This window comes from Lysinibacillus sp. NPDC056232, from assembly GCF_042267565.1.
Classification (GTDB): domain Bacteria; phylum Bacillota; class Bacilli; order Bacillales_A; family Planococcaceae; genus Lysinibacillus.
In genome coordinates, this window is sequence record NZ_JBHJTF010000001.1 from 44932 (window position 1) to 57331 (window position 12400).

A 12400-nucleotide genomic window follows, 5' to 3' on the forward strand; every position below is an offset into this window, starting at 1 on the left:
GTTGCTGTCGCTACGTTAGCACTGCGCTTTCGCACAGAAAACATTTGTTGCTGTCGCTACGTTAGCACTGCGCTTTCGCACAGAAAACATTTGTTGCTGTCGCTACGTTAGCACTGCGCTTTCGCACAGAAAACATTTGTTGGCCCAAAGCCTTCGGACGCAATTATGCCGGGTATAATTGATTGTGAAACATAAAATGACACATAAATTTCATTGGAAATAAGAAGGCATCTGGAATAATCTTATTCAGATGCCTTTTTGAACTTTTTCGTAATTCGACGAAATTTGCGATTGGTTAACATTGCTTCAAATTAAGTCGAACTATGGTTTAGTACTAAATAGGGGGGAGGAATCATCTATATTTTAATCCTTTTTCTCATTTTCTATAGGTAAGTTTTCAACCCTCTTAGATTCTAATATCGTTGCTTTATCCCTAAGTTTGACTTTTCGTATAGGCACTACTTTTTGCATAAGTAAAAAAAATAAATGCTCCAATTGTTACCTGTAAGACAGTATAGAATCACTATTCAGAATTTTATGGAATATTATAGACTTAGATTTGAATAGTAAAAAGGAACTCTAATTTAGACATTGTGTCTACCGTTATTTTGTAATAAAATGGAAGAAAACAGATCCCAAAACCGTAAACACTGTCAAAGTAGTGTAAAATGACTAGTAGCGAGTTGTGTTGTGTGAAGCTAGTAAAATCAAGGGATACGGAAGTATTGTCCTGGTTATTTATGAATAAAAATAGGGCATTTATACTATTAGAAAGTGACAAAAGACAATAGACACTACGTATCATCTTAATTACAATTGTATTATTGGATAAAATAAGAAGTACATAAATGAGGTGAGTTTTTTGGATATGTTTGGAGGGACTATTAGTAGCCTGGAAAATGGACTTTCCTATGCAACTTTAAATCATAAAACGATCGCTAATAACATTGCGAATGTCGATACACCGAACTATAAGGCGAAAAGTGTAAGTTTTAAAGATATGTTGGAGAAAGAACAACAAATATCAATTTCGGCATATCGTACTGATAATAGACATTATGATTTCGAGATTCGACAATCAACACCTGGTGTGAATAATATGAATGGCTTACGTTATCGAAATAATGGTAATGCCGTAGATATGGATGCTGAACAAGCAAAACTTGCGGAAAATCAAATTTATTACAACGCATTAATTGAACGTATGAACGGTAAGTTAAATACTCTAAATACGGTTATTAAAGGAGGTAAGTAATAGATGTCTATTTTTCATGGGATGAATACCACTGCCTCAGCTTTAACAGCACAGCGTTTGCGAATGGATGTCATTTCTTCAAATATGGCAAACACGGATACAACGCGTGCTAGACAAGTGAATGGGGAGTGGGAACCGTACCGTCGAAAGTCTGTGACGTTTACAGCGCAAGAGGGACAGTTTTCAAAGTTCTTTAATGCCGCACTTGGCAAAAACGCAAAAAGTGGTGTTGGCAACGGCGTAAAAGTTACACAAATAAAAGAAGATAGTGAAACACCTTTCAAACTTGTGTATGATCCAACTCATCCAGATGCAAATGCAGATGGCTATGTAAACATGCCGAATGTAGATCCATTAAAAGAAATGGTAGATTTAATGTCAGCTACTCGTTCCTACGAGGCAAACGTAACTGTATTGAATGCAAATAAATCCATGCTGACAAAGGCTTTAGAGATTGGAAGATAAATAAGAGGAAAGGAAGATACATAATGACAATTTCGTCCGTTGCACAAATGACACCTACGCAGGTTGTAAATGAAACAAATAAACTCAATACGACACCTTATGAAGCACAACAGAGCTTTGCGAACTCTTTAAAAGAAGCAATTTCGAAAGTTAATGATCAACAAATTACTTCTGATAACCTTACTCAAAAGTTAATTAATGGTGGAGATGTAGAGTTGCACGAAGTGATGATTGCATCACAAAAGGCGAGCATTACATTAAATGCAACAATTGAAGTTCGCAATAAGGTGATTGAAGCTTACCAAGAAATAATGCGTATGAGTGTCTAACTTTATTTGAATAAGCACAATTGAAGTAAAGAATATATCCCATATTTTAAATGAATGATTGATGTGGAGGTTGGGTGTCTCCTTAGGGATCACGTTCACGTTACAGAAGGTGATAGCCTTGAAGTGAGACGATAGAAAAACGGAGGCAAAAAGCATCACGTTTTGTGATAATGCCTTCGTGACCAACATCCTGATTGCCCCAAATGGTTTATCGGACGCTCCTAGTCGAAACGGAAATCAACCCGATATGGTGATAATAATGATTGAATGTTATGGGATATCACTGTTTTCGCGAATTATTAGATGGATAGGTTGTTCACTATAACCGGAGGATTCATAATGAATGAACGATTGACGAAAATAAAAAACGACACCAGCCAATTTTGGACAAGTCGTAGTAAAAAACAAAAAATTGTAATGATTGGTTCAGTGGTAGGGGTTATAGCACTTGCTGCTGTTATTACACTTTTTGCTACAAAAATTACATATGTACCACTTTATAAGGATTTATCGACAAGAGAAATCGGACAAGTGAAGGAAGAGTTAGATACCAAAGGTGTAAAATATGAACTTGCACCGGGAGGGACATCGATTTTAGTACCTGAAGAACAAGTTGATTCATTGTTAGTACAGTTGGCATCGGACGGATATCCGCAAACAGGGTCGATTGATTACTCTTTTGCAAAGGGCTCTGGATTTGGTATGACGGATAATGAGTTTAATCTATTAAAAAAAGCAGCGACCGAAACAGAAGTTGCAAAGCTCATTAAAAATCTAGATGGTGTAAAAGATGCAAAGGTAATGATCAACGTTCCAGAAGAGGGAGTTTTCCTAAAGGATGTTAAAGAAGATGCGACAGCATCTATTGTTTTGAATACTGACTCTGGCTATAAATTTACAGAACAACAAATTACTACTATGTACAATCTAGTTGCCAAAAGTGTTCCGAATTTAAAGACGGACGATATTGTTATTTCTAACCAATTTTCTGAGTACTTTGATCTGCATGCTGCAACTACTGATGGAACTTCAACAACGACAGCTGAAGGTCAGTTACAAGCGAAGAAATTGGTTGAGCGCGATCTACAACGACAAGTTCAAAGTATGCTAGGTACGCTTATGGGACAAGACAAAGTAATTGTTTCTGTGACAACAGACATCGATTTCAAAAAAGAAAATCGTGAAGAAAACCTAGTTACACCGGTTGACGAAGAGAATATGGCAGGAATAGAAATTAGTGCACAACGTATTTCGGATCAATATTCTGGTACAGCTGCGGCTACTGGTACACCTGAAGCTGAAACGACAACAGATAACTTTACCACTTATAACGAAGGTACCATGGGTAACGGGGATTCCGAGCATACCGAAGAAACAATTAATTATGACGTAAACCGTATACGCAAAGAGATCCAAGAGGCACCATATAAAGTTCAAGATATAGGTATCCAAGTAATTGTTGAACCGCCAACAGCAACTGACGCAGCAACATTACCAGATGGGATTCGTGAGGACATCCAACAAATTTTAAGTACTATTGTGCGTACGACGATTTCGAAAGATGTAGCAGCTGAACTTACTCAAGATCAAATCGATGAAAAAGTAGCTGTTTCAGTGCATCCTTTAAATGGTAAAGCAACAGAGACGGCTAGCGAAAAATCTGTTATTCCATGGTGGGTTTGGGTAATCGGCGGCATATTACTCGCTGTCATCGTATTGCTTGCCTTCTTCATTGTCCGTTCTCGTAAACGTGCACAGGAAGAAGAAGAGCTTAGTATCCTAGATGAACAAGAAGAACTAATGATTGAAGATATAAATGAAGAAATTGAAACGGAAGCTACAATGCGTCGTAAGCAACTTGAAAAAATGGCAAAAGAAAAGCCAGACGATTTTGCGAAGTTACTGCGTAGTTGGATTGCGGAAGACTAACTAGGAGGTTCGGCTGTGTCCAAGAAAGATAAGGAATTAACAGGAAAACAAAAGGCCGCTCTCTTGTTAATTTCATTAGGGCCTGAGGTTTCAGCTTCTGTCTATAAACATTTAACAGAAGAAGAAATTGAACGTTTAACATTAGAAATTTCGAGCGTAAAAAAAGTAGAAGCAAATGTTAAAGAGGAAATTATTGAAGAATTCCACAATATCGCACTTGCGCAAGATTATATTACACAGGGTGGTATTGGGTACGCGAAGACAGTATTGGAGAAAGCACTTGGTGTAGAACAGGCGCAAACAATTATTAATCGTCTAACATCTTCTTTACAAGTGCGTCCCTTTGACTTTGCGCGTAGAGCTGATCCAGCACAAATTTTTAACTTTATTCAAAATGAACATCCACAAACAATTGCCCTTATCCTCTCTTATTTAGAGGCAGGGCAAGCGGGTGTTATTTTATCTTCATTGCCACAGGAAGTACAGGCTGATATTGCTAAACGTATTGCTGTAATGGAATCAACTTCACCAGAAGTTATTAGTGAAATTGAATCTGTTTTAGAGCGTAAATTATCATCGACTGTGACACAGGATTACACTGAAACGGGTGGCGTTGATGCAGTTGTTGAAGTGTTAAATGGTGTAGACCGACAAACGGAAAAAACGATTCTCGATGCACTCGAAATTCAAGATCCGGAGCTTGCAGAAGAAATCAAAAAACGTATGTTTGTATTCGAGGATATTGTTACGCTCGACAATCGCTCGATACAACGTGTTATTCGTGATTGTGAAAATGAAGACTTATTGCTTTCGATGAAAGTTTCAAGTGAAGAAGTAAAAGATATTATTTTCCGCAATATGTCACAACGTATGGCTGAGACATTTAAAGAAGAAATGGAAATTATGGGTCCTGTTCGTCTGCGTGACGTAGAAGAAGCGCAATCTCGAATTGTTGCGGTTATTCGTCGCTTAGAGGATGCGGGTGAGATTATTATTGCACGTGGTGGAGGAGATGACGTCATTGTCTAGAATCATCCGTTCTGTACACACACAGTCCAATGGTGATCATGTCAAAAAGATTCAAATCCGTGAAATGTTTGAGTTGCATGAGATAGAAAATGGAGAAATTCCACCTCAAAAACAAATTACTATGGAAGAAGTGCTAGAAGAACGCGAGCGCTTACTTGCAGAGGCTAGAGCTGCTTTACAGGCAGAACGTGAGGCTTTTGAGCAAGAAAAACAAATGTTTTTTCAGGAAATGGAACATTTAAAGCAAGGTTGGGAAGAAGAACGACCTAATCGAGTGCAAGAAGCTTATGATGAAGGATTTGGTCAAGGCTATGAGGATGGGACAAACAAGGCAAATGAAGCGATGGCACAATCTCTCCAAACGGCCAATGAAATAATTATTCATGCGGGGGAGAATGCTCGAAAATATATTGAAGATCAGGAGTCGATTATTTTAGAGCTAGGCTTAACCGCCGCAGAGCGAATTATTGATGCATCTTTAGAGCGAGACAACGAATTATTTGCGTCAATCGTTCGTAGAGGACTTAAAGAAGCAAGAGAAATGAAAGAAATAAAAATCTATGTTTCCCCTACTTACTATGCATTAATTACTGCTAATCGTGATGAACTAGCTGAAATGTTTCCACCTGACATACCATTTATGATTTTTGTAAATGAGGATTTAGAAAATGAAACAGATTGCTATATTGAAACAAATCATGGTCGTATTGTTGTAAGTATTGATGAGCAATTAAACGAACTAAGATTGAAGTTACATGAAATATTAGAAAGTAAGGAATGATCTAGATGAAAACGGCTCAATTAATCGAACAAATTCCTCAAATACCAACCTTTAAAAAGTTTGGTAGAGTAACTAGAGTTGTCGGCTTGATGATTGAGTCGCAAGGTCCAGATAGTTCCATTGGTGACGTTTGTAAAATTTATGTGGAAACTTCTAAAAACGGTCCTCAAATTATCTTGGCAGAGGTTGTAGGCTTCAAAGATGAAATTGTTGTCTTAATGCCTTTTACCTCCCTTCGAGAAATATCAATTGGCTGTCTAGTCGAAGGTACAGGGGCACCACTTGAGGTAAAAGTTGGCCCTGAGCTAATCGGTAAGGTACTTGATTCTATGGGAAATCCAATAGATGGAACTGTATTACCGAAAGGATTAATGTCAGTTCCGACAGAGCAGGACCCACCAAATCCACTAACACGCCCACCTATTAATGAAAGACTTGAAGTAGGTGTGAAAGCAATTGATGGCATGCTTACAGTGGGTAATGGACAACGTGTTGGTATTTTCGCAGGTTCTGGGGTCGGGAAAAGTACATTGCTCGGTATGATTGCGCGAAATACACAAGCGGATTTAAACGTAATCGCACTAATTGGAGAGCGTGGTCGTGAGGTTCGTGAGTTTATAGAGCGAGATTTAGGGCCAGAGGGTTTAAGTCGTTCGATAGTTGTTGCCGCCACTTCTGATCAGCCTGCGCTTATGCGAATTAAAGGAGCCTTTACCGCAACAGCGATTGCCGAATATTTTAGAAATCGTGGCTTAAATGTCATGTTGATGATGGACTCCGTAACTCGTGTTGCTATGGCACAGCGTGAGATCGGTCTTGCGACAGGTGAACCACCAGCTCAAAAAGGATACACACCATCTGTTTTTGCGATTTTACCTAAATTATTAGAGCGCACAGGTACTAATGAGAAAGGCTCTATTACTGCCTTTTATACAGTATTAGTAGATGGTGATGATATGAATGAGCCAATTGCAGATACTGTTCGAGGGATTTTAGATGGTCATATAGTCCTTGATCGAAACCTTGCCAATAAAGGTCAATATCCAGCTATTAATGTGTTAAAAAGTGTCAGTCGTTTGATGAATCATGTGGCAGAACCAGAGCACAAAAAAGCTGCGGAACGATTAAGGGAGCTCTATTATACATATGACAAGTCGGAAGATCTAATTAATATCGGTGCTTATAAGAGAGGAACGTCAAAAGAAATTGATGAAGCGATTTACTATGAACCTCTCATTACCGCTTATTTAAAACAGGGCTATTTAGATAAAGTGACCCTTGAGGAAAGTATGAATGAGTTAATTTCATTATCATCGAACGGTGGTGGACATTAGGGTGGCAAATTATGTATATCGTTTTGAAAAAGTGTTAACCATTCGAGAGCAGGAAAAAAATGAAACAGAAATAGCTTATAAAGAATCCGTACGTTCTTTTGAAGAAGTAGCAACTAAGCTATATGATTTGTTAAAAAAGAAGGAAGATTTAATAGAGTTTCAGCAGGAGCGTTTAGCTGTAGGTTCATCAATAGAGGAGGTACATCATTATGCACGATTTATTGATAGCCTCGAAAAAACAATTGTTGATGTACAGCAGAAAGTTGTTCAAGCTCGTGCAAAAATGAATTGGCACGAAGAAAAATTATTAGAAAAAAACTTGGAAGTACGTAAATTTGAAAAAATGCGAGAAAAAGATTTAAAAGTATTCCAGCAAGAGCAGGATCGTATCGAAGGCATTTTTTTAGATGAGATTTCATCGCTTACGTATAACAAGAGAGAAATCAGGTGATTTCATGGCAAAAAAAGATAATCGACTTAAAACGGAATTAGTAGAACAACCGCCTAAACGTAAGTCAGGAGGCCTTCGAAAGTTTTTTACATGGTTTGTAATACCTATCATGTTTGTAGCCGCAGTTCTACTTGTTGTTGCAACCCTAATGAATACGAATGTCTTTGATTTAGGGAAGAAGGCAGTTCAAAGCTTACCATTCGTTCCTTCAGAAGAACAACAAGCAAAAGATGCTGTCGTGAATAATGGTTCGAAGGTTGTAAATTTACAGGCTGAAATACAAGAAAAAGAAGCAGAAATCGTGCAGCTACAAAAAAAGATGGATACGGCAACAACTGAAAAAGAAAAGTTAACGACAGAAAATGAACAGCTGAAATTCGAAGTTGAAAAGTTAAATAGGGAGCAAAGTGACGTAAAGCGTGATTTTAATGATATTTTAAAAACATACGATAAGATGTCCCCTAAAGCAGCAGCGCCAGTTCTTATTAAAATGAGTGATACGGAAGCACTTCGTATTTTAACAAATTTAAAGCCAGATAAATTAGCAGCGATTCTTGAAAAAATGGATCCACAAGATGCAGCGAAATATACAGAAATGATGGCTAAACAATAAGAACATCTGAAAGGAGGTGAAATGATGGATGTAGCAATGATGCAAATGATGTCTAAGGCTATACCAACTAAAAACGCCGCTACAAAGCCTTCAACATCAGACGATTCCAATGTGAAAGCAAATGGACCGTCGAACAAAGATAATTTAACAACGTTTGGGTCTGTTTTTGGAAAGGTTATTTCTTCTTCAAACCAAATACAGCAGCATACACAGTCAACTGATACAAAAGATACCTCTGATTTAGCAGCAGTTTTAAATGCTGAATCTATAGAAGAGGTACTAGATGTACTAGGTATTCCACACGACGATGGCTTGTTAATGCTTCAAATTGGTGAAGAAGGCAAAGCTGTTGCAATAGATGAAATGTTAAATCTTGATCACTTAATGGATGCATTGGGGATTGATACTGAGCAACTTCAAAAATTAGTGCAACAGTTGCTAGGAGAGGATAAAGAAGCAAGAGATATATGGGAGCTTCTAGCAATAGTAGACGCTCAGGCACCTGTGCTTCAAACACAAATCGTAGCAGCTTTACAAGGTGAAGGACAAGTGACACCAAAAGAAGTAGCGCCCTTGCTTCAAGTGTTAAAGTTAGCGCAGCTAGTTGGGCAAAAAACGGACTTAACAGCATCACAAGAAAACTTGCTAACTGACATAAAAAGTCTTTTGACAACGATGCAAACACAAGTAGAGACGACTCTATCTGAACAGCAAGTAACAACTAAAACAACCGTAACACTTCCGTTACAAGGCTTTCAGAAAGTAGTTCAACAAGTTCAAGTTACAAAACAGACAGACACAAGTGCTAATGAGATGGTGACTTCTAATACAGTCCAAACAAAAGCAGACACGTTCCAAGTAACATTGCCGGCTGCAAAACCAGCACAATCTGAGGCATTATTGAAAGAGATGCAAGCAATCATCAATAAAGCCCAAATCTCGAATGCACAAGGTATTACACGCTTAACTTTGAAATTGTATCCTGAAAATCTAGGAACAATACGTATCGAGCTTGTGCAAAATGACGGTGTCCTGACAGCACGACTACTGGCTTCTACGGCTCATGGACGTGAATTACTTGATAGTCAGGCACATCAATTAAAGCAAGCCTTTGTACAGCAAAATATTCAAGTTGATCGTCTCGATATTGCTCAATCATTGCAAGACGCAGATCGCCAACAACGCGACCAAAGCTTCTTCAATAATTTCTTCAAGCAACAACAGCAAGATGAGGAGGAGCAAAAAAACGACGATGACGATGAAGGTAAGACCTTTAATGACTATCTAATAAGTGAGGAGGTGTAGGAGTGGCAGATACAACGACTGATAAAATGACTGGAAAAATAACCGATGACTTTTACCATAAGAATTACAAGAAGCCAGTTAGGGAAACGGGTAATAGCGAACTAGGTAAGGATGCTTTTCTACAATTACTAATTACGCAATTACGAAATCAAGATCCAACGAACCCTATGGACGACCGTGAATTCATTTCTCAAATGGCACAATTCTCTTCTTTAGAGCAAATGCAAAATATGTCAAAAGCGATGGAATTATTACTTGCCTCACAGCAACAAACACAGCTTATGAGTTATACAACATTTGTTGGTAAGGAAGTAAAGTGGCGTGAGGGAACGGATGAGAAGGATGAAAAAGGTAATTCTATAGTCAACGAAGGAACGGGCATTATTGAATCATTAAAATTTGTTGACGGAGCTGTAGTATTCGTATTAGCTGATGGTAAGGAAATAACACCTGGCAATATCTCGGCAATTTTAGGCGGTACAGGAACGGATTCGAATGGTAACACTACTGAAAAAGAATCTCCTCTTGTACAAGCAAGCAAGCTAATTGGTAAAAAAGTTACCTATAAAGATGGCGAGCAAGAACTACAAGCACGTATTGTTTCTGTTTCGAGTAAAGATGGCGTTATCTATTACGTATTAGACAATGACAAAAAATTAACACAAAAAGAATTTACCGAAATAAGCGAATAAAGGTGGAGAAGAATGATGGATCAGTTTTCAATACATCGTGTACCATTGCATCCATCCATTCGCCAGACACAACCTACGCCAATAAAATCACAGCAATCGTTTAAAGCCCATTTACAGGAGGCTACTAAGCAACAAGAACTAAAAGTGAGCAAGCATGCGCATGAACGGATTATCCAGCGTAATATTGCGATTACTGAACAAGAATGGCAGGTTGTATCGGACAAGGTATTTGAAGCGCACTCAAAAGGTGTCAAACAACCATTAGTCTTGATGGATCAAGCAGCTTTAATTGTCAGTGCTAAAAACGCAACTGTCATTACAGCAATGGACCGCACGGAGGCAAAGCAGCAAATATTTACAAATATTGATGGCACAATCGTGCTGTAAGGGCTGGACCTGTAATAGGAGGCCTAGGTGTGCTGATTGATAGAGGCACACAATTAAAAGACGAAGGGAGAACGACATTATGTTACGTTCTATGTATTCTGGTATTTCAGGTTTAAAAAACTTCCAAACGAAGCTAGATGTAATTGGGAATAATATTGCTAATGTAAATACTTACGGCTTTAAAAAGGGGCGTGTCGTATTTAAAGATTTAATTTCTCAAACGCAAGCAGGTGCCTCTTCACCTACTCAAACTCGTGGTGGTGTTAATGCTAAACAAATCGGTTTAGGCTCACAACTTGCTGCAATCGATACAATACACGGTTCAGGTTCATTACAATCAACTTTTCGTGATTTAGACTTAGCTATCGCTGGTGATGGCTTCTTCATGGTAGGTGACGCAAATGGTGCACCCGATGAAGAGGGGGCGCTTGATGCAGAAGGTTATAGAAATATTCTTTATACACGTGCTGGTAATTTTTATATGGATAGAAATGGATATTTAGTGAACGCTGATGGTAAATATTTAGTAGGTCACGCAAGTGATGAGTTATCGATTTCTGCTGATGGTGATTCAATTGATGGTACTGCAGCTGACGAACAAAAAGAAGCGAATGGACTATCTGATATAGAAGGTAATATCGCTGAGGATATGGATTTCTCAACTGAAATTTCACCAATTCGTATCCCTACAACAGCGCAATCAATGTCTATTGGTCCAGATGGTACAGTTAATTATGTAGACTATAAAGGCGACCGACAATATGCAGGTCAGCTTATACTCGCGAAGTTCCCAAATGCTGGTGGTCTTCAGAAAGTCGGTGGTAACTACTTCCAACCTACAGCTAACTCTGGCGAACCATACGCTCAAGTGGCCACAGTAGGAGGAATTGGTAATGTTGAATCTGGCTTCATTGAAATGTCCAATGTCGACCTTTCTGAGGAGTTTACTGAAATGATTGTGGCACAACGTGGTTTCCAAGCAAATACACGTATTATCACAACTTCTGATGAAATTCTTCAAGAGCTTGTGAATTTAAAACGCTAGATTTTAGTATGAGATTTATACTTAATATGTAGGTAAAGAAAATACCGGTTAAGATGACAAAGTGCTCAAAACTAAAAACATAATTTCATATGAGGGAGGGTCGGGCCGGCTCTCGTGCTAGACCCGGCCCTATTTCAATGATTGAACTAACACGTTTAAATGGCAAAGCATTTACATTGAATGCTTTATACATAGAAACGGTCGAATCTTTTCCAGATACGACCATTACATTAACGACTGGAACCAAAATCATTGTTTTACAGAGTGAAGATGAGGTGCGACAAAAGGTAACAGCCTTTTATAAAAATATACAAATACTATCAAACCCGCATCTACGAGGTGAAGAAGATGAAGAATAACAAAGCGTTAACGATGATTATCATCGTACTAGTAGCAATCATACTTATCGGGGGTATTGGTTTTGTGTTATATACCCAATTTAATAAGCCAGCAGGCTCTCTTGAGCCAACTATTGATGAAATCGTAGAAGCTTCTGTAGAAGTTCCGGAAATTACGACAAATCTAGCTGATAACAAAATTGTACGCTTTTCGTTAAAAATTCAAACATCAAGTAAAGATGCTGCTGCTGAATTAACGAAGCGTGATTTCCAAGTGAAAAATATTGTTATTCAAGAGCTTTCCGAAATGGAGCAAAAAGATTTAGAAGGTAAGCAAGGTAAACAAGTCTTCCAAAAATCATTAAAAATAAAAATTAATGAATTGATGCAAGAGGGAGAAGTTCAGGAAGTTTATTTTACCTCCTTCATCACCCAATAAAACAGAAA

Annotated in this window: 15 protein-coding genes; all 15 read left to right on the forward strand. The window is 38.2% G+C overall.

Annotated elements, in window-relative coordinates; genetic code table 11:
- The first annotated feature begins 862 nt into the window (after positions 1-862).
- The 15 genes from flgB (at position 863) to fliL (ending at position 12392) form a co-directional block, all read left to right on the forward strand.
- The gene (gene flgB, locus ACFCYJ_RS00220; RefSeq protein ID WP_376069120.1) at positions 863-1255 is read left to right on the forward strand and encodes a flagellar basal body rod protein FlgB; all 393 of its coding nucleotides are present in this window, start codon (positions 863-865) and stop codon (positions 1253-1255) included.
- A gap of 3 nt (positions 1256-1258) precedes the next feature.
- Positions 1259-1720 carry a flagellar basal body rod protein FlgC gene (flgC, locus tag ACFCYJ_RS00225; RefSeq protein ID WP_376069122.1) on the forward strand — a complete coding sequence of 154 codons (462 nt, stop codon included), beginning with the start codon at positions 1259-1261 and terminating at the stop codon, positions 1718-1720.
- A 23-nt stretch (positions 1721-1743) separates the two neighbouring features.
- On the forward strand, positions 1744-2049 hold the full coding sequence (gene fliE, locus ACFCYJ_RS00230) for a flagellar hook-basal body complex protein FliE (protein ID WP_376069125.1): 306 nt from the start codon (positions 1744-1746) through the stop codon (positions 2047-2049).
- A gap of 339 nt (positions 2050-2388) precedes the next feature.
- The gene (gene fliF, locus ACFCYJ_RS00235; protein WP_376069127.1) at positions 2389-3978 is read left to right on the forward strand and encodes a flagellar basal-body MS-ring/collar protein FliF; all 1590 of its coding nucleotides are present in this window, start codon (positions 2389-2391) and stop codon (positions 3976-3978) included.
- A 15-nt stretch (positions 3979-3993) separates the two neighbouring features.
- Positions 3994-5007 (forward strand): flagellar motor switch protein FliG, encoded by a 1014-nt coding sequence (gene fliG, locus ACFCYJ_RS00240; RefSeq protein ID WP_053483301.1) that lies wholly within the window; start codon positions 3994-3996, stop codon positions 5005-5007.
- A complete protein-coding gene (gene fliH / locus ACFCYJ_RS00245; RefSeq protein WP_376069130.1) occupies positions 5000-5788 on the forward strand; it encodes a flagellar assembly protein FliH in 789 nt (262 codons plus the stop codon). The genes fliG and fliH overlap by 8 nt, the downstream gene beginning before the upstream one ends.
- A 5-nt stretch (positions 5789-5793) precedes the next feature.
- Complete coding sequence (gene fliI / locus ACFCYJ_RS00250; protein ID WP_376069133.1) at positions 5794-7122, forward strand: flagellar protein export ATPase FliI; 1329 nt, start codon at positions 5794-5796, stop codon at positions 7120-7122.
- A 1-nt stretch (position 7123) separates the two neighbouring features.
- Positions 7124-7573: a flagellar export protein FliJ gene (gene fliJ, locus ACFCYJ_RS00255; RefSeq protein WP_376069135.1), complete on the forward strand. Its 450-nt coding sequence runs from the start codon at positions 7124-7126 to the stop codon at positions 7571-7573.
- A gap of 4 nt (positions 7574-7577) precedes the next feature.
- A complete protein-coding gene (locus tag ACFCYJ_RS00260) occupies positions 7578-8186 on the forward strand; it encodes a MotE family protein (protein WP_386845292.1) in 609 nt (202 codons plus the stop codon).
- Between the two features lie 21 nt (positions 8187-8207).
- Complete coding sequence (locus tag ACFCYJ_RS00265) at positions 8208-9491, forward strand: flagellar hook-length control protein FliK (protein WP_376069139.1); 1284 nt, start codon at positions 8208-8210, stop codon at positions 9489-9491.
- Positions 9492-9493: 2 nt separating this feature from the next.
- A complete protein-coding gene (gene flgD, locus ACFCYJ_RS00270; RefSeq protein WP_376069140.1) occupies positions 9494-10183 on the forward strand; it encodes a flagellar hook assembly protein FlgD in 690 nt (229 codons plus the stop codon).
- 15 nt (positions 10184-10198) lie between these two features.
- Positions 10199-10570, forward strand: a complete 372-nt coding sequence (locus ACFCYJ_RS00275; RefSeq protein WP_376070000.1) for a TIGR02530 family flagellar biosynthesis protein — start codon at positions 10199-10201, stop codon at positions 10568-10570.
- Positions 10571-10649: 79 nt separating this feature from the next.
- Positions 10650-11615, forward strand: a complete 966-nt coding sequence (gene flgG, locus ACFCYJ_RS00280) for a flagellar basal body rod protein FlgG (RefSeq protein ID WP_376069143.1) — start codon at positions 10650-10652, stop codon at positions 11613-11615.
- A gap of 137 nt (positions 11616-11752) precedes the next feature.
- Entirely contained in the window at positions 11753-11974 is a 222-nt protein-coding gene (locus ACFCYJ_RS00285; protein ID WP_049668748.1) for a flagellar FlbD family protein, read from the forward strand.
- Complete coding sequence (gene fliL / locus ACFCYJ_RS00290; protein ID WP_376069145.1) at positions 11964-12392, forward strand: flagellar basal body-associated protein FliL; 429 nt, start codon at positions 11964-11966, stop codon at positions 12390-12392. Before ACFCYJ_RS00285 ends, fliL begins: the two co-directional genes overlap by 11 nt.
- The last annotated feature ends 8 nt before the right edge of the window (positions 12393-12400 follow it).

Excerpts from the sequence above, each read along its gene's own strand:
- flgC (WP_376069122.1), top strand. The coding sequence starts at position 1,259 with ATGTCTATTTTTCATGGGATGAATACCACTGCCTCAGCTTTAACAGCA.
- fliE (WP_376069125.1), top strand. The coding sequence starts at position 1,744 with ATGACAATTTCGTCCGTTGCACAAATGACACCTACGCAGGTTGTAAAT.
- fliF (WP_376069127.1), top strand. The coding sequence starts at position 2,389 with ATGAATGAACGATTGACGAAAATAAAAAACGACACCAGCCAATTTTGG.
- fliI (WP_376069133.1), top strand. The coding sequence starts at position 5,794 with ATGAAAACGGCTCAATTAATCGAACAAATTCCTCAAATACCAACCTTT.
- ACFCYJ_RS00260 (WP_386845292.1), top strand. The coding sequence starts at position 7,578 with ATGGCAAAAAAAGATAATCGACTTAAAACGGAATTAGTAGAACAACCG.
- ACFCYJ_RS00265 (WP_376069139.1), top strand. The coding sequence starts at position 8,208 with ATGATGGATGTAGCAATGATGCAAATGATGTCTAAGGCTATACCAACT.
- ACFCYJ_RS00275 (WP_376070000.1), top strand. The coding sequence starts at position 10,199 with ATGGATCAGTTTTCAATACATCGTGTACCATTGCATCCATCCATTCGC.
- flgG (WP_376069143.1), top strand. The coding sequence starts at position 10,650 with ATGTTACGTTCTATGTATTCTGGTATTTCAGGTTTAAAAAACTTCCAA.
- ACFCYJ_RS00285 (WP_049668748.1), top strand. The coding sequence starts at position 11,753 with ATGATTGAACTAACACGTTTAAATGGCAAAGCATTTACATTGAATGCT.
- fliL (WP_376069145.1), top strand. The coding sequence starts at position 11,964 with ATGAAGAATAACAAAGCGTTAACGATGATTATCATCGTACTAGTAGCA.